Raw genomic sequence first — 15,994 nt, 5'->3', positions numbered from 1 at the left:
GGACAGCGTCGCTCAGCGCACCAGCCGGCGCAGCAGGGCCGATGCCGTAGCGATGCCGAGCACTGCTGCCACGGCCAGCACCGCGATGTCCAGCAGGGTGTGGCCCGGGGTGCCCAGCAGGAGTGAGCGCAGTGCGTTCACCTCGTAGGACAGCGGATTCACGGTGGAGAGCGCGTGCAGCCAGCCGGGCATGATGTCCACCGGATACAACGCGTTGGAGGCGAAGAACAGCGGCATGGTGATGGCCTGGCCGATGCCCATCAAGCGGTCGCGGTTGCGGACCAGCCCCGCCAAAGTCATTGACAGGCAAGAGAAGAATGCCGAGCCGAGCATCACCACCGCCATGGCCGCCAGGATGTGCAGCGGGTTGAAACTGAGATGGATGCCCATCAGCAGCGCGATCGCCAACACCCCGATCACCTGGGCTATCGATCGGACCCCCGCCGCGAAGGCCTTGCCGGTGATCAGCGCCGATGCAGGTGACGGGGTGACCATCAGTTTGGCCAGGATGCCGGCGTCGCGGTCCCAGACGATCTGGATGCCGTAGAAGATCGAGATGAACAGCGCCGACTGGGCGATGATGCCGGGCGCCAGGAATGACAGATACGGGACGTTGCCGGTGCTGATGACGTGCAACCGGGAGAAGGTCTGGCCGAAGATCAGCAGCCACAGAGCGGGCTGAATCATCCGGGTGACCAGCTCGGTGCGGTCGTAGCGCAGCTTCTGCAGTTCGACGAGCGCGAACGCGCCCATCCGGCGGGCGAGGCCACCGATGCGCTGGACACCTCGGGGCGCGGTGACCAGTTCGACGTCAACCGACACGGCGGGCCGTCCTCCTTCCGGCACGGATGTCCTGCAGGGATTGTCGTTCGTCATCCCCGGACAGGTCGGAGCCGGCGTAGTGCCGGAAGACGTCCTCGAGGGTGGCGGACGGTCCGAGTGTCGCTTTCAGATCCGTGGGGGAGCCGACGGCCTGCAGGATGCCGTGGTGCATGAGGGCAACCCGGTCGCACAGCGCGTCGGCTTCCTCCATGTAGTGGGTGGTGAGCAGGACTGTCATGCCGAACTCCCGCTGCATGGTCGCGACTTGAGTCCAGACACTGTCGCGGGCAATGGGATCCAGGCCGACGGTGGGTTCGTCGAGGATCAACAGCGACGGCCGGTTCACCAGCGCCTGCGCCAGTTCGAGGCGCCGGACCATGCCGCCGGAATACGCCTTGGCGGGGCGGTCGGCGACGTCGAGCAGTTGCATGGCGTCGAGCGCGTCGTCGACCCGCGCTCGGCGTTCGCGTCGCGGCACGTCGTACAGCCGGGCGAACAGGTCCACGTTCTGGCGTCCGGTGAGGGCCGACTCGATCGAAAGTTGTTGCGGCACATAACCGAGGTTCTGCCGGATATCCATGGTGCGGCGCCCCGCGTCGAGTCCGAAGATGCGTACCTGCCCGTGCTGCACCGGGGTCAGGGTGGTGAGCAGCCGTACCAGGGTGGTCTTCCCGGCGCCGTTGGGTCCGAGTAGTCCCATGGTTTCACCCACGTCGACGGTGAGGCTGACGTCGTCTACCGCGGTGAAATCGCCGTAGCGGTGGGTGACGTGGTCGCATGCGATGGCGGGAGTACTCATGGCCGGCCCTCCTGGAGCATCCGGGTCATTTCCGCCAGCACGTTCAAACCCTTTGTCAGATCATCGATTTGCTCGCCACTGAGTTGTTTCAGTACGACGTCGAGGGCGGCCCGCCGGGAAGCCCGGGTCTGATCGGCGAGCTGCTGGGCGGGTTCGGTCAGCCGGAGCCGGCCGATGCGGCGGTCGTCGGGGTCGGCACTGCGGACCAGTAGCTCGTCTGCGGCCAGCTTGGAGACCAGGGTCGACGCGGTATTGGCGGCCAGGCCGAGTTCCTGCGCGGCTTCCCGTACCGAGATGCCGGGCTGGCGGCCGACCAGTCTGAGCAGTTCGGCCTGAGATTGGGTGACGCCGGCGAAACTGCCTCCGGCGGTCCGGCGCAACTGTCGGCGGAAGCGACCGACGGTGTGGAAAAGGTCGGTGGTGAGGTCGGCGGTGAGGCCTGAGTGGGCGGGCACGTTCTGATAATAGCTCTGTTACAGAGGTATTGCAGCCCGTGGTTTACTCGGGCAGTGTTCCCCGCGTACCGCACCCTGCTGACCGCATTCGACGGCGGTGTGGTGACGTTGACGCTGAACCGGCCGGAGCGGCGCAACGCTTTTGGGGACGGGATGCGGGAGGAACTCGCCGACGCCTACACCCGCGGCAACGCGGCCGACGATGTCCGGGCCATCGTGCTGACCGGGGCGCCACCGGCGTTCTGCGCCGGCGCCGACCTGGCGGCGGGCGACCAGACGTTCGCGGCGCCGGGCCCGGAGTTCAGCGCGGCCGGCATCCCGGTGCCTGCGTGGTCGTTGAGCAAGCCGGTGATCGCGGCGGTCAACGGGCACGCGATCGGATTGGGGCTGACCCTGGCGCTGCAGTGCGACATTCGAATCTTCGCCGCCGACGCGCGCTATGGCGTCGTGCAGGTGCGCCGCGGCGTGGTGGGGGACGCGTACTCGCATTGGGCGCTGCCGCGGCTGGTCGGCATCGCGCGAGCCGCCGAAATCCTCTTGACCGGAACAACTTTCGACGGAAATCGGGCCGCCGAGCTGGGTATCACGAGCCGGGTGCTGCCCGCCGACGAGGTGCTGCCGGCCGCGCTGGCTGTCGCCCACGACATCGCGGACAACACGGCGCCGATGTCGGTGGCCGCCAGCAAGCGGCTGCTCTGGGATTCGTTCGAACTGTCACGCGACGAAGTGGGGGAGCGGGAGACCGAGATTCACCGCGCAGTGATGGCGCACGACGATGCCAGGGAAGGTGTGCGGGCGTTGCAGGCCGGGCGGCCGCCGCGGTGGTCGGGCCGGCCGGTGGATCCGACGGTCTAGGGGCGAGCGGAGCGACGGGAACTGCTTCAGGCCACCGTCACTCCAAAATCCTTCAGTGCGGCAACGGCATTCGCAGCGCCTTCGGCAGACACCCCGGCGGTGTAGTCGAGCAGGACCCGGGTGCGGAACCCGGCCTCCACGGCGTCGGCTGCCGTCGCTTTGACGCAGTAGTCGGTCGCGATGCCGACCACGTCGACCTCATCGATGCCACGGGCGCGCAGCCAGTCCGCGAGCCCGGTCCCGGACTCGTCGGCTCCCTCGAACCCGCTGTACGCCGCCGAGTGCCGGCCTTTGCGGAACACCGCTTCGATGGTCGAGGTGTCCAGTTCGGGGTGGAACTGCTCGCCCGGGGTACCGGCAACTCAGTGCGGCGGCCACGAGGTCAGGAAGTCGGGTTCGCCGGAGAAGTGGTCACCGGGGTCGACGTGATGGTCGGCCGTGGCCACGACGTGCTGATACTCGCGCCGGGCCAGCAGACCGGTGATCGCGCGCGCCACGGCGTCGCCGCCGGACACCGCGAGGGAACCGCCCGCGCAGAAGTCGTTCTGCACGTCGACGACGATCAGCGCCCGCATGCGTCCACGGTAGACCGGTTGCTGCGCCTCGCCTGTTGCCGTAGCGTCCGGACACGTGTCCGAACAGGCGCTTGAGCCCACCCGGCGCCGTTTGACGGCCAAACAGGCCGATACGGTCGACCGGCTGAGCCGTGCCGCCCTCGACCTGCTGCGTCGCGAGGGTTTCGCGGGTCTGACGGTCCGGCGGGTCGCGGCCGATGCGGGCGTCGGGGCGGCAACCGCCTACACCTACTTCTCGTCCAAGGAACACCTGGTCGCGGAGGTGTTCTGGCGCCGGTTGGCATCCTCGCCGCCCGCGGAGCACGACTCCGACGACCCCGCGACCCGGGTGACAGAGGTGCTGCGGCACATCGCGCTGCTCGTCATCGACGAACCGGAGTTCGCCGGGGCGGTGACCAACGCGCTGCTTGGGCGCGATCCCGATGTCGAGGTGCTGCGGCAGCGCATCGCCCACGACATCCGGTCCCGGCTGGCGGCGGCGCTCGGCCCGGATGTGGACGAGGACGTCATCGAATCGCTGGAAATGCTCTATTCGGGCGCGCTGGTCCGCGCGGGCATGGGGTTCACGTCGTACGACGACATCGCGGAGCGGCTGGAGAAGTCAGCCCGGCTGATGCTGCGCTGACGACCGCGCGCCGAGGATCGCGAGCGCGGCGGTGAGCGCCGGTTCGGTGAGTTGGTCGACGTCGCGGCCGTCCTCGACGATCAGCGCGGTGAGTTCGCGAAGACCGCCGAGCAGGATCAGGGCCACCGGCCGGCCGATCGGGGACAGCCCGGCCCGCTGAAATCCCGCGCCGCTCGTGAGGTCCACAACCATGTCGGTGAGCTGCTCCATGGCATGACGATTCAGCGGTTGTGCCGCGTCGCCGAGGGCCGGCGCCTCGCGGATCCAGCTCAGCGTGATCGCGGGCCGGGACGCGATGTGCGCGACGTAGGCGTCGACCGCATAACGCACCTGCTGCTCCCACCCGGCGTCGGGATCGATGGCGGCGCGGATGCGGGCGATGAGGTCCTCGTTGTTGGTGCGCAACAACTCGACGAAACACTCTTCCTTGCTGGCGAACTCGTCATAGAACGTGCGCTTGGAGGTCTTGGCGTTACGGACGATGTCGGCGACGGTGGTGTCGCGGTAACCCCGGGTGGCCAGCGAGGTCGCCAGCCCGTCGAGCAGCCGCCCGCGGAACGGCTGCGCAGCCGATTGCGCCGAGTTGACCTCGCCGTCTGCCATCTCTCTCCCAGAACCCTTGCCTACCAGTGGTACCAGCCGGTACCGTACCCGACATCCCTGCGGTACACCGTGGTACCGCGTAATAAGTGGCTTGGAGCGTGCCATGACCGAAACCGTCACCGCTGAACTCGCCGAGCGTGCCCCGGCGATCCATCTGCCGCCGGCGACCGGGATTCCCAAACTCCTGCAGGGCGTGGCCTTCGCGACCAACCGGCGCAGGTTCGTCAACCGCATGGTGCCGCGGCTCGGGCCGGTCTTCACCTGTGACGCACCGGTTTTCGGACGCGCGGTCATGGTGACGGACCCGCAGCTGGCCAAGCAGTTGTTCGCCGCGAATCCCGCTGACGTCGGCAACATCCAGCCGAACCTGTCCCGCGTGCTCGGCAGCGGATCGGTGTTCGCGCTCGACGGCGCCGAGCACCGGCTGCGCCGCAAGCTGCTGACCCCGCCGTTCCACGGCAAGAGCATCAAGAACTACGAGCGCATCTTCGAAGAAGAGACGCTGCGCGCGGCGGCCTCCTGGCCGGAGGGCACGTCGTTCCCCACGCTCGAACCGATGATGCACATCACCCTCAACGCCATTCTGCGCGCGGTGTTCGGGGCCGACGGCCGCCATCTCGACGAGCTGCGGCGCATCATCCCGCCGTGGGTCACCCTGGGGTCGCGGCTCGCGGTGCTGCCCATGCCGACGCGCACCTACGGCCGCCTCACGCCGTGGGGCCGGCTCGCCGAATACCGGCGGCAGTACGACGAGGTCGTCGGCCGGCTGATCGACACGGTCGCCGCCGCCCCCGATCTCGAGAGCCGAGACGACGTCCTGGCGCTACTGCTCCGCAGCACCTACGAAGACGGTACGGCCATGTCCCGCAGCGACATTGCCGACGAACTGCTGACCCTGCTGGCGGCGGGCCACGAAACCACCGCGGCCACGATGGCGTGGGTCTTCGAGCGGATCTCCCGTCATCCGGAGGTGCTGCGACGGCTCGAAGACGAGGTCGCGACCGGCGAGACGGATGAGTACCGGCAAGCCGTCCTGCTGGAGGTGCAACGCATCCGCACCATCATCGACTTCGCCGGCAGGCATGTGTACGCCCCGAGTTTCCAGCTCGGCGAATGGGTGATCCCGCGCGGCTTCTCGGTCATCGTCGCCATCGACCACATGCACGAGGACGCAAAGGAATTCGCCGATCCCGAGCGGTTCGACCCGCAGCGATTCATCGGGCGCCGGCCGCCGCTGGCGTTCCTGCCGTTCGGCGGTGGCACCCGGCGGTGTGTCGGAGCGGTCTTCGCGCAGGTCGAGATGGACGTCGTGCTACGGACGGTGCTGCGCCACTTCGCGATTCAGGTCAACGCCGCCGCGGGGGAGAAGGTCTTCTCGCGCGGTGTCGCGTACACGCCGAAAGACGGTGGTCGCGTGACGCTGCGCCGTCGCGTCACGCCGCTGTAGGTTCGAGCGGTGACCGAACGGATTTCGCAGTACCGCCATGACGGACTGACCTTCGACGTGGTCGACTCCGGCCCCATCGACGGCGACGTCGTGGTGTTGTTGCACGGCTTTCCGCAGACCGCCGAGTCCTGGGCGGCGGTGTCGGAGCTGTTGCACGCCAAAGGCTTCCGTACCTTGGTACCCAATCAGCGCGGCTATTCGGCCGGTGCCCGGCCGCGTGGCCGGCGGCAGTACACGATTCCCAAACTGACCGATGACGTCGCCGCGCTGATCGACGTGGTCGGCGGACCGGTGCACGTGGTCGGGCACGACTGGGGTGCGGCGATAGCCTGGGCACTGACTGCGAGGCGGCCGGAGCTGGTGCGCACGCTGACCGCGGTCTCGGTGCCGCACACCGGCGCCTTCCTGAAGGCGATGGTCGTCGGGACGCAGGCGCTGCACTCCTATTACATGCTGATCTTCCAGCTGCCGTGGCTCGGTGAGCAATTCGCGAAGCTGGCCATGCCGCGCAGCGGTATGACCGCCGACGCCCTGGCCGTCACGCGGGCCGAGGTGTTCGACAGCGGCGCCCTGACGACCGCGCTCAACTGGTACCGCGCCATGCCGTTCGTGAACCCGAAATCGGCGTTCACCCCGGTAACCCGGCCGACCACCTACATCTGGAGCGACGGCGACATCGCCCTCGGCCGCAAGGGCGCCCTGCTGACCGAGCAGTTCGTCCACGCGCCGTACAAGTTCGAGATCGTGGAGGGTGCCAACCACTGGTTGCCCGATCAGCATCCCGAGCTGGTCGCCCGGCTGATCACCGAGCGCGCCGCGACCGTGTGATTTGTGCACGAAAATCCGCGGCAGGCGCGGAAAATCGTGCACAAATCACGCTCGCTTGGGCAACTTCCAACCCGGCCGCGGGAAGTGGCAGGTATAGCCGTTGGGGATGCGTTCCAGGTAGTCCTGGTGTTCGGGCTCGGCCTCCCAGAAGTCGACGGCCGGCGTCACCTCGGTGACGACCTTGCCGGGCCACAGCCCGGACGCGTCGACGTCGGCGATGGTGTCTTCGGCGACGCGCTTCTGGTCGTCATCGGTGTAGAAGATCGCCGAGCGGTAGCTCGTGCCGACGTCGTTGCCCTGCCGATTGACGGTCGACGGATCGTGGATTTGGAAGAAGAACTCCAGTAGCGCCCGAAAATCGGTCTGATTCGGGTCGTACTCGATTTCGACGGCCTCGGCGTGGCCCGGATGGTTGCGATAGGTCGGGTGATCGTTCTTTCCGCCCGTGTAGCCGACGCGCGTGGTCAGCACCCCCGGCTGTTTGCGGATCAGGTCCTGCATCCCCCAGAAGCAGCCGCCGGCCAGGATCGCGGTCGCAGTGTCGGTCATGTACGCCTCCTCGGTTTGACTCCAGAGAACCGAACTCCCGGCGACTGCGCAAGTGCTCGACAAACGCCGCTAGAACGTGTTCTAGTTTTCCTGTGACGGGCAACACTTTCAGCCGCGAGGAGCTCATCGCGGCCTTCGAGGTCTTCGAGCAGACCGTGGATCGCGCCGCCCAGACGCGCGACTGGGATCCGTGGACCGACCACTACACCGAGGACGTGCTGTACATCGAGCACGCCATGGGCACCATGCACGGGCGCGAAGAGGTGCGGCCCTGGATCTGGAACACCATGGAGAACTTCCCCGGCAGCTACATGACGTCGTTTCCGTCGCTGTGGAAGGTGTACGACGAGGCGACCGGCCGCGTCATCTGCGAACTGGACAACCCCATGCGCGATCCCGGTGACGGCACCATCATCGGCGCCACCAACATCTCGATCATGACGTACGCGGGCGACGGGCTGTGGAGCAAGCAGGAAGACATCTACAACCCCATGAAGTTCCTCGAGACCACCATGGCGTGGTGCAGGAAGGCCGAAGCCCTGGGCACATTGCCCGACGTGGCCGAGGAATGGATGCGCAAGTTCGGCGGCAGGGGGCACCGGTGACCGCGCTCGTCATCGGGGCCAACGGCTACCTCGGCTCGCACGTGACCCGGCAGCTCGCGGCCGCCGGGGAAGACGTGCGGGTCATGGTGCGGGCCGGCGCGAACACCATCGGCATCGACGACCTTGCCGTCACCCGCTACGAAGGCGACATCTGGGACAACGACACCCTGCGTGCGGCGATGACCGGAGCCGACGTCGTCTATTACTGCGTGGTCGACACCCGCGGCTGGCTTCGGGACCCGTCGCCGTTGTTCCGCACCAACGTCGAGGGCACCCGCAACGTGCTGGACGTCGCGGTGGAGCCCGAAATCGCTTCGGGCCTCAAGAAATTCGTTTTCACCAGTAGCTACGCCACGGTCGGGCGCAAGCGTGGGTTCGTCTCCACCGAAGCGGACATCGCCGACGAACGGACGTTGCCGCCGTACGTGCGGTCACGCGTGCAGGCCGAGAAGCTGGTGCTCGCGTACGCCCGCGAGCGCGGGCTGCCGGCGGTCGCGATGTGCGTGTCCACCACGTACGGCGGAACCGACTGGGGCCGTACCCCGCACGGCGCCATCATCGCCGGCGCCGCGTTCGGGAAGCTGCCGTTCGTGATGAGCGGCATCGAACTGGAAGCGGTCGACGTCAACGACGCCGCGCGGGCACTGATCCTGGCGGCCGAAAGGGGCAGGCCCGGTGAGCGATACCTGATCTCCGACAAGATGATCAGCAATGCGGAGGTGGCGCGGATCGCCGCGGCCGAGGCGGGCGTACCGCCTCCGGCCAAGTCGCTGTCGCTGCCGGTGACCTACGCGCTGGCCACCATGGGCACCATCAAGGGCCGGCTCAAAGGCACCGACGAGCACTTGTCGCTGGCGTCGCTGCGGCTGATGCGTGCCGAGGCGCCGGTCGACTGCACCAAGGCGCGGGCCGAATTGGGTTGGGAGCCAAGGCCGGTGGAGGACGCGGTGCGGGAGGCGGCGCGGTTCTGGATCGGCCTGCGAAAGGCGCGCCAAGCCCAGAAATCCACGGGCTGAACAACGCGCCGTACGGCGTTAAGTCGTGGCGCGACAGCGCCGGCCACGGCTAGCGTCGAAACCATGACGGACAGATTGCCGGTGGACCTGACGGGGGCGCCCCAGACCATGCTGGCCACGCTGTACGGCAAGGCGCTCGATGCCGACCTGCCGAACTCGGTGCTGCATGACACCTATGCCAGGGACGTCGTCGCCGGCATCGACTACGACTGGTCGCGGACGACGATGACGGCGGCCAGATCGCCAGGGGTCACCCTCCGGTCCGCCTACTTCGATATGACCACCCGGCAGTTCCTCGCCGTGCATCCGGAAGCCGTTGTGCTGCATCTGGGTTGCGGGCTGGACAGCCGGTACTACCGGCTGGATCCGGGGCCGGGCGTCGACTGGTACGACATCGACTACCCGGAAGTCGCCGATCTGCGCCGGCGGTTGTATCCCGCCCGCGAGCACTGTCACATCGTGTCCGCATCGGTGACCGACCCGGCGTGGCTGGCTGATATCCCGGCGGACCGTCCGGTGCTCATGCTGGCCGAGGGCCTCACCATGTACCTGAGCGAGGCCGACGGGCAGGCCCTGTTGCGCCGTATCGTGGCGCAGTTCCCTTGCGGGGAGCTGCAATTCGACGCCTTCAGCCGGCTGGGCGTGAAACTGCAATGGACCAACTCGGTCGTGCGCCGTTCGGGTGCGACGTTGCAGTGGGCCATGGACAGCCCCGACGACGTGCTGTCGGCGGTCCCGGGTCTGCGGCTGCTGTCGTGGGTGTCGGCTTTGGACACCGACGGCTACGACCGGCTGCCGACGGGACTGCGCGTGGTGGCCGCCGTCATGCGTGTCGTGCCCGGTATGCGTTATATGTCGCAGTACCACCGGTATTCGTGGGGCTGACCGGCTACGCCTGATTTGCCGCACTTCTCATCGCGGCTCGTCCCTCGCCACTTGATCGTCGTGCGGCTACGCGGCTTCGGCGCGGGCCTTCAGGCGCTCGAGCGTCAACCGGATGTTCTCGGCGTTGGCCGCATCGCGGTCAGCGACACCGGTGAGCGAGGCGGCGAACATCTTCAGCAGGCCCGGCCGGTTGTCCCACGTGGACTCGGTGACCAGGCAACCGCCCGCGGTCTCGGTGATGTCGTAGCGCCAGTGCGCGATGGGCACGATAGCGGACTTCACAGCGAAGCCGAACGTCTTGCCCGGCTCGGCCTCGGTGACGGTGCAGCTGGTGGTCCACGTCTTCGAGCCGTTGCGGTTGTATCCCTTGAAGACCGATCCGGGAGTGGCCGAAGACCCCTTCTGCCACTCCATCGTGTGGGCCTCCTCGGCCAGCGATGCCAGCGTGGGCAGATCGGTGAGCAACGCGTACACAGCTGACGGGCTGGCGGCGATCTCGATGGCGGCGGTGACGGAGGCGGGGCCCTGTGCGGTCATGGGGCGATCGTAGGCACACGCTCGAGCGAGGGCCAGAAAATTTTGCATAGTTCAGACACAGCTAATTCCTAATTGCGGGGGTAACCGTTTAGGGGTCCCCGTGCGATAAACCGCATGGCGGCACCTTCCAATGAAGGAGTTGAGTTGATATGAGCATCAAGAAACTAGTCATAGCGACCGCACTCACCGGCGGGGTGAGCGCGGCGATTGCGGGATTTGGCGTCAATATCGCACAGGCACAGCCGGGGTTCTGCCCACCTGGGCAGACGTGTAACGGTCCAGGTGGGCCGGGGCCGGGTGGGCCACACAATGGGCCGAATGGTGGCCAGCCCCCGGGTGGACCGGGAGATCATGGCAACTGGAACCCGCCGGGTGGACCGCCGCCGGGTGGGCCCGGGGATCACGGCAATTGGAACCCGCCGGGTGGTCCGCCGCCGGGTGGGCCCGGGGATCACGGCAATTGGAACCCGCCGGGTGGTCCGCCGCCGGGCGGACCCGGCGACCATGACGATTGGCACCCCGGCCAGGGCAACTGGCACCCCAGACCGGGCGACCCGGGCCCTGGTGACTGGCACTGGCGCGGCGCTCCGCCGCCGTGGGGCGACGGCCCAGGGCCGTGGGGCTGGGGACCCCCGCCGAGGCCAGACATCGATTGGGTCGCGCCGCCGCCGTGGGCGCCTCCGCCTCCGCCGTTCGACTACTGGGGCCAGACCGTGTTCCCGGTGTTCGATCCGGGATTCAATGCGTGGGGCTTCTGGTTCTTCGGTATCTGGATTCCGCTGTAAACAGTTAGCAATCGCCGTCTGATCTCTGGGCCTGCCGTTGGTGGCGGGCCCAGCGTCATCCCGGGAATCGACGCGGCGGGAAAGACGTTGGCCAGATATGAGCGAACGTCCTGTGCTGCAACCCGGTCCTGCACATCCCATCACGATTACGCCCACGCGCGGGCGCGTCACCGTCACGGTCAATGGCAGCGTGGTTGCCGAATCGACCGAAGCACTCACATTGCAAGAGTCGAATTACCCTGCGGTGCAATATCTTCCGATTTCCGACGTCGACCAGTCGCGGCTCACCCGGAGCGTGACCGCGAGCTACTGTCCGTACAAGGGTGACGCGGCGTACTACCACGTCGGCGATGTCGAAGACGTCATCTGGACTTACGAACAGCCGTACCCGGCGGTGGCGGACATCGCGGGCCGGGTCGCGTTCTATCCCGACAAGGCCGAGATCGTGGTGCAGCCCGCCTAACCTGGAGCCGTGCCCACCGTCAGTCTGGTCCTGGACGGTCCGGCCGGCCTCGGGTTGACGTTGTCGCCGCTGCGGCGCGGCGGGACCGACCCGACCTTCCGTACCGTCGACGGCGCCATCTGGCGAACCAGCCTGATGCGCACCGGCGGGGTGACCGCCCGGCTCACCTCGTCGCAGCCGAACACGGTCGACTGCGAGGCGTGGGGGCAGGGCGCCGCCGAATTCCTGGACTGGTTACCAGGGTTGGTCGGCGCCGAAGACGACACCACCGGATTCGCGCCCACCGATCCGGTCATCGCCGAGGCCTGGCGGCGGGTTCCTCACCTGCGCTTGTGCCGCACCGGCCGCGTGCTGGAGGCGCTGGTCCCAGCGATCCTCGAACAGCGGGTGCACGGCATCGATGCGTGGAGTGCGTTCCGCAAGCTGACCACGCGGTATGGCGCGCCGCCGCCCGGACCGGCGCCGGCCGGCATGCGTCTGCCCCCGACGGCCGACGTCTGGCGGCGGGTGCCGTCGTGGGAGTTTCACCGGGCCAACGTGGACCCCGGCCGGGCCCGGACCCTGGTCGGGTGTGCGCAGCGGGCCGACGCGCTGGAGCGGCTGACGCCGGATACCGCGACGGCGGCGTTGATGTCGTTACCAGGCGTCGGGGTGTGGACGGCGGCCGAGACCGTGCAGAAGGCATTCGGCGACGCCGACGCCCTCTCGGTGGGTGACTACCACCTGGCGAAGATGGTCGGCTGGACCCTGTTGGGCCACCCGATCGACGACGCCGCGATGGTCGAACTGCTGGAACCTCTGCGCCCGCACCGGCACCGGGCCGTGCGGCTGCTCGAGGTCAGTGGACTGGCGCGCAACCCGAGATTCGGTGCGCGCCAGGCGATCCCGAACCTGAAGGAACTCTAGTCGTCGAGTACTCGACCTCAGGAACTGACGCGATCGAGCTTGGCTTCCCGGGCGGCTCGGCGCGCGGCGTGGGCCAGGCCCGTCGCAGAGCGGCGGCTGCGGATGTCCAGGATTTGCATCCGATCCGTCTCCGAGACGCCGCCCCACGTGCCGTACGGTTCTCGGCCGCGCATCGCGAAGTTGGCGCACTGGACTATGACCGGGCAGGTGCTGCAGATTTGCTTGGCCTGTTCAACCCGCCGTCGGCGTGCGAGTCCGCGTTCATCATCGGGATGGAAGAAGATGTTGGTGTCCGCGGTGCGGCACCGCGCCTGGATTTGCCACTCCCATTCGTCGGCCACCGGCCGGACGGTCGGCATGGGCAGCGGGAGCGTTGTTCGGCTGCCTGTCATGTTGGCCTGCACCTTCCTTGTTCTTTCGGCGCTGTTCTTTCGGGGCTGCTTGGCGATCCGCGGCCGGCCACCGGCCGCCGATCGCGAAGCACCAAACGGCCCGCGGACCACCTGTGCCGGGCTAGAGGGACTTTCCGACCAGTGCGGCGAGGTCGGCGATGCGGTTGGAGTAGCCCCATTCGTTGTCGTACCAGGAGACGACCTTGGCCTGGTTGCCGATGACCTTGGTCAGGCCCGCGTCGAACTGCGAGCTGTGTGGGTCGGTCACGATGTCGCTGGAGACAATCGGTTCGTCGTAGTACTTCAGAATTCCGCGCAGCGGTCCCTCGGCCGCGGCCAGCATGGCGGCGTTGATCTCCGCGGCCGTGGCCGACGTCGCCAGCTCGGCGGTCAGGTCGGTGACCGAACCGGTGGGCACCGGCACCCGGAGCGCGTAGCCGTCGAGCTTGCCCTGCAGCTCGGGCAGGACCAGGCCGATGGCCTTGGCCGCTCCGGTGGAGGTGGGCACGATGTTCAACGCGGCGGCGCGCGCGCGGCGCAGGTCCTTGTGTGGGCCGTCCTGCAGGTTCTGATCCTGGGTGTAGGCGTGGATGGTCGTCATCAACCCACGCACGATCCCGAACTCGTCATTCAACACTTTGGCCAGCGGGCCCAGGCAGTTCGTGGTGCACGAGGCGTTGGAGATGATGTTCTGGCTGCCGTCGTACTTGTCGTCGTTGACACCCATCACGATGGTGATGTCCTCGCCGGTCGCCGGGGCGGAGATGATCACCTTCTTGGCCCCCGCATCAAGGTGACCTCTGGCTTTGGCCGCATCGGTGAACAGGCCGGTCGACTCGACGACGACGTCCACGCCCAGGTCACCCCACGGCAGGGCCGCGGGGCCGTCCTTGATCGCCAGCGCGGTGATCTTCGAGTCGCCGACGATGATGGTCCCCTCGCCGTCCGGACGGACGTCATAGGGCAGCCGGCCCAGGATCGAGTCGTACTTGAGCAGGTGCGCCAGCGTGGTGGTGTCGGTCAGGTCGTTGACCGCCACGATTTCCAGATCGGTGTTGCCACCCGCCGCTTTCTGCGCGTTCAGGGCCCGGAAGAAGTTACGCCCGATCCGGCCGAAACCGTTGACGCCGATCCGAATGGTCACTGCTGATCTCCTTGGCTGGGGGTGAAATTGCGAATCATGTTGCGGCACAACCGTGGTCGGTATGGCCGCGGGCAACTGTGCTGCTGCCGCGTGGTGGGGTGCCACTGAGCGCACGGGGCCGGCCGTCGTGGGCGGCGTCGCGGAGGCTCCGCAGCAGGGCTTGATCGTTTCAGAACGAACCATACCGGCTTGAGGATTTTTTGCAACGGTCTTTTGTATTTCAGATACGAAAGATCGGCAGTCTTACGTTTGCGTCGGTTGGTGTTGCCTTGCTTCAATGGGCTATGGCGCTCAACGGCACGTCGGTGTCACCCACCGCCGGCGAAGTCTTTGCGCTGATCAGGGATCGCGAGGCGATCACCCGCAGCGAGATCGGCCGGATCACGGGCCTGTCCCGGACCGCGGTGACCGCGCGGATCACCGCGTTGGCGGCCGACAATCTGGTGATCGAACCCGCACATGCGGCGTCGACCGGCGGACGACCGGCGACCCAACTGATGTTCAACGTCGATGCCGGCATCGTCTTCGCGGTAGCCATCGGGCGCAGCCGCACCCAGCTGGCCCTGTGCAATCTCGCCGGCGACATCATCGCCACCGCTGACATCGATCAAGAGCCCGGCATGGGCCCGGACGATCTGATGCCCGACCTGGTGAAGCGTCTCGATGCGCTGCTCGACGACTCCGGGCGCCGCGGCGACCGAATTTTCGGGATCGGCCTCAGCCTGCCGGGCACTGTCGATCGGCAGCGCGGAGCCAGCTTGGACTCGCCGAACATGAGCGGTTGGGACGGGGTGCCGTTGGCGCCGTACTTCCAGCACCTCACCGATGCCCCGGTGGTCATGGACAACGACGCCAATGTCATCGCCCTGGCGGAACGCCGCGCCGGATTCCCTGACGTGCAAGACATGCTGGTTGTGAAAGCGTCGACCGGGCTGGGTGCCGGTGTCATCATGGGCGGCCAACTGCGGCGGGGCGCCGTGCAGGCGGCCGGGGATTTCGGGCACAGCAAGATCGCAGCAGCCGCCGGCATTCCCTGTCGCTGCGGTGACACCGGTTGTGTCGAGGCGGTGGCCGGCGGCTGGGCAATCGTCCGAGCGCTGCAGCGCGACGGATACGCCGTCAGTCACCTGCGTGACGTCGTCGCGCTGGCTCAAGGTGGAGACGCCAAGGCGCGCAGCATGATTCGTGACAGCGGTCGGCATGTTGGTGAGGTGCTCGCGGCCGCGGTGAACCTGATCAACCCGGCGGTGCTGGTTGTCGCCGGTGACGTGGTGGGTGCTTATGACGTGTTCGTGGCAGGTCTGCGAGAAACGCTGTACGGCAACGCCAGCACCCTGGCCACCCGGACGCTGCAGGTTGTTCCGTCGGCTCTTCCCGGGCGCGTCGGCATCGCCGGTTGCGCCACCACTGTGCTCGATTATGTCTTGAGCCCCAACGTGATTGACGCATCGCTGGCCGGTTGACGGTAGCGCGACCTTCGGTCGTAGACCGGCGGATGCGGATGGTGCGGTGGTCCGGGGCTGACGACGGACTGGCCGGATGTGGCCGGCCTCGTGCCGCGCCCGTCGGCTCGTTTCCGATGCTGGTGTCCGTGCGGTACCCCGCGTCCGCATCTTGCCTGCCAGGCGCCTGTCGCAGGGGGTGGGCGGACTCGCTGACGGAGTGTGATGCAGTCGGCTTCGGCAACAAAGTGTGATTTTTCT

Annotated in this window: 19 protein-coding genes and 1 pseudogene; 11 read left to right on the top strand and 9 right to left on the bottom strand. The window is 67.5% G+C overall.

Annotated elements, in window-relative coordinates; genetic code table 11:
* Positions 1–12 precede the first annotated feature (12 nt).
* The 3 genes from G6N59_RS15635 to G6N59_RS15625 are packed head-to-tail and all read right to left on the bottom strand — an operon-like array spanning position 13 to position 2,076.
* On the bottom strand, positions 13–753 hold the full coding sequence (locus G6N59_RS15635; protein WP_234884460.1) for an ABC transporter permease: 741 nt from the start codon (positions 751–753) through the stop codon (positions 13–15).
* A 58-nt stretch (positions 754–811) separates the two neighbouring features.
* On the bottom strand, positions 812–1,621 hold the full coding sequence (locus G6N59_RS15630) for an ATP-binding cassette domain-containing protein (protein WP_138233145.1): 810 nt from the start codon (positions 1,619–1,621) through the stop codon (positions 812–814).
* On the bottom strand, positions 1,618–2,076 hold the full coding sequence (locus G6N59_RS15625) for a MarR family winged helix-turn-helix transcriptional regulator (RefSeq protein WP_138233144.1): 459 nt from the start codon (positions 2,074–2,076) through the stop codon (positions 1,618–1,620). Before G6N59_RS15625 ends, G6N59_RS15630 begins: the two co-directional genes overlap by 4 nt.
* Positions 2,077–2,130: 54 nt before the next feature.
* On the opposite strand from G6N59_RS15625, the gene G6N59_RS15620 reads away from it, so the two are divergent.
* A complete protein-coding gene (locus G6N59_RS15620; protein WP_138233143.1) occupies positions 2,131–2,931 on the top strand; it encodes an enoyl-CoA hydratase/isomerase family protein in 801 nt (266 codons plus the stop codon).
* A gap of 26 nt (positions 2,932–2,957) precedes the next feature.
* Here the strand turns inward: G6N59_RS15620 and G6N59_RS15615 are convergent.
* A pseudogene (locus G6N59_RS15615) lies at positions 2,958–3,506 on the bottom strand (nicotinamidase).
* 55 nt (positions 3,507–3,561) lie between these two features.
* Between G6N59_RS15615 and G6N59_RS15610 the strand changes: the two are divergent.
* Positions 3,562–4,131: a TetR/AcrR family transcriptional regulator gene (locus G6N59_RS15610; RefSeq protein ID WP_138233142.1), complete on the top strand. Its 570-nt coding sequence runs from the start codon at positions 3,562–3,564 to the stop codon at positions 4,129–4,131.
* Here G6N59_RS15610 and G6N59_RS15605 read toward each other — a convergent pair.
* Positions 4,108–4,734 (bottom strand): TetR/AcrR family transcriptional regulator, encoded by a 627-nt coding sequence (locus tag G6N59_RS15605; RefSeq protein ID WP_138233141.1) that lies wholly within the window; start codon positions 4,732–4,734, stop codon positions 4,108–4,110. The two genes, G6N59_RS15610 and G6N59_RS15605, sit on opposite strands and share 24 nt — an antisense overlap.
* A gap of 91 nt (positions 4,735–4,825) precedes the next feature.
* Between G6N59_RS15605 and G6N59_RS15600 the strand changes: the two genes are divergently transcribed.
* Together G6N59_RS15600 and G6N59_RS15595 are read left to right on the top strand one after the other, a co-directional pair.
* The gene (locus G6N59_RS15600; protein WP_407665692.1) at positions 4,826–6,181 is read left to right on the top strand and encodes a cytochrome P450; all 1,356 of its coding nucleotides are present in this window, start codon (positions 4,826–4,828) and stop codon (positions 6,179–6,181) included.
* Between the two features lie 9 nt (positions 6,182–6,190).
* Positions 6,191–7,009, top strand: a complete 819-nt coding sequence (locus G6N59_RS15595; protein ID WP_138233139.1) for an alpha/beta fold hydrolase — start codon at positions 6,191–6,193, stop codon at positions 7,007–7,009.
* Positions 7,010–7,054: 45 nt separating this feature from the next.
* On the opposite strand, the gene msrA is transcribed toward G6N59_RS15595, so the two are convergent.
* Entirely contained in the window at positions 7,055–7,558 is a 504-nt protein-coding gene (gene msrA / locus G6N59_RS15590) for a peptide-methionine (S)-S-oxide reductase MsrA (protein ID WP_138233138.1), read from the bottom strand.
* A gap of 92 nt (positions 7,559–7,650) precedes the next feature.
* On the opposite strand from msrA, the gene G6N59_RS15585 reads away from it, so the two are divergent.
* The 3 genes from G6N59_RS15585 (at position 7,651) to G6N59_RS15575 (ending at position 10,064) form a co-directional block, all read left to right on the top strand.
* Positions 7,651–8,163, top strand: coding sequence for a nuclear transport factor 2 family protein (locus G6N59_RS15585; RefSeq protein WP_138233137.1), 513 nt, complete (start codon positions 7,651–7,653; stop codon positions 8,161–8,163).
* Positions 8,160–9,179, top strand: a complete 1,020-nt coding sequence (locus G6N59_RS15580; RefSeq protein WP_179970206.1) for an NAD-dependent epimerase/dehydratase family protein — start codon at positions 8,160–8,162, stop codon at positions 9,177–9,179. The genes G6N59_RS15585 and G6N59_RS15580 overlap by 4 nt, the downstream gene beginning before the upstream one ends.
* Before the next feature lie 63 nt (positions 9,180–9,242).
* Positions 9,243–10,064 carry a class I SAM-dependent methyltransferase gene (locus tag G6N59_RS15575; protein ID WP_138233135.1) on the top strand — a complete coding sequence of 274 codons (822 nt, stop codon included), beginning with the start codon at positions 9,243–9,245 and terminating at the stop codon, positions 10,062–10,064.
* Positions 10,065–10,130: 66 nt separating this feature from the next.
* Here the strand turns inward: G6N59_RS15575 and G6N59_RS15570 are convergent, their stop codons facing one another.
* On the bottom strand, positions 10,131–10,601 hold the full coding sequence (locus G6N59_RS15570; RefSeq protein WP_138233134.1) for an SRPBCC family protein: 471 nt from the start codon (positions 10,599–10,601) through the stop codon (positions 10,131–10,133).
* 149 nt (positions 10,602–10,750) lie between these two features.
* On the opposite strand from G6N59_RS15570, the gene G6N59_RS15565 reads away from it, so the two are divergent.
* From G6N59_RS15565 to G6N59_RS15555, 3 genes are all read left to right on the top strand, one after another.
* Positions 10,751–11,386, top strand: a complete 636-nt coding sequence (locus G6N59_RS15565) for a chitin-binding protein (protein WP_138233133.1) — start codon at positions 10,751–10,753, stop codon at positions 11,384–11,386.
* Between the two features lie 97 nt (positions 11,387–11,483).
* Positions 11,484–11,849: a DUF427 domain-containing protein gene (locus G6N59_RS15560; RefSeq protein ID WP_138233132.1), complete on the top strand. Its 366-nt coding sequence runs from the start codon at positions 11,484–11,486 to the stop codon at positions 11,847–11,849.
* 9 nt (positions 11,850–11,858) lie between these two features.
* Positions 11,859–12,755: a DNA-3-methyladenine glycosylase family protein gene (locus tag G6N59_RS15555; RefSeq protein WP_138233131.1), complete on the top strand. Its 897-nt coding sequence runs from the start codon at positions 11,859–11,861 to the stop codon at positions 12,753–12,755.
* 17 nt (positions 12,756–12,772) lie between these two features.
* Here G6N59_RS15555 and G6N59_RS15550 read toward each other — a convergent pair whose 3' ends face one another.
* Together G6N59_RS15550 and gap are read right to left on the bottom strand one after the other, a co-directional pair.
* Positions 12,773–13,147, bottom strand: coding sequence for a WhiB family transcriptional regulator (locus G6N59_RS15550; RefSeq protein ID WP_138233130.1), 375 nt, complete (start codon positions 13,145–13,147; stop codon positions 12,773–12,775).
* Between the two features lie 121 nt (positions 13,148–13,268).
* Positions 13,269–14,291 carry a type I glyceraldehyde-3-phosphate dehydrogenase gene (gene gap / locus G6N59_RS15545; protein ID WP_163911354.1) on the bottom strand — a complete coding sequence of 341 codons (1,023 nt, stop codon included), beginning with the start codon at positions 14,289–14,291 and terminating at the stop codon, positions 13,269–13,271.
* Between the two features lie 284 nt (positions 14,292–14,575).
* On the opposite strand from gap, the gene G6N59_RS15540 reads away from it, so the two are divergent.
* Entirely contained in the window at positions 14,576–15,754 is a 1,179-nt protein-coding gene (locus G6N59_RS15540) for an ROK family transcriptional regulator (protein WP_138233318.1), read from the top strand.
* Positions 15,755–15,994: the final 240 nt, after the last annotated feature.

The sequence above is a fragment of the Mycolicibacterium aubagnense genome (genome assembly GCF_010730955.1).
GTDB lineage: Bacteria > Actinomycetota > Actinomycetes > Mycobacteriales > Mycobacteriaceae > Mycobacterium > Mycobacterium aubagnense.
Note: the sequence above shows the minus strand (reverse complement) of the source record. Positions and strands in the feature narration are given on the sequence as shown.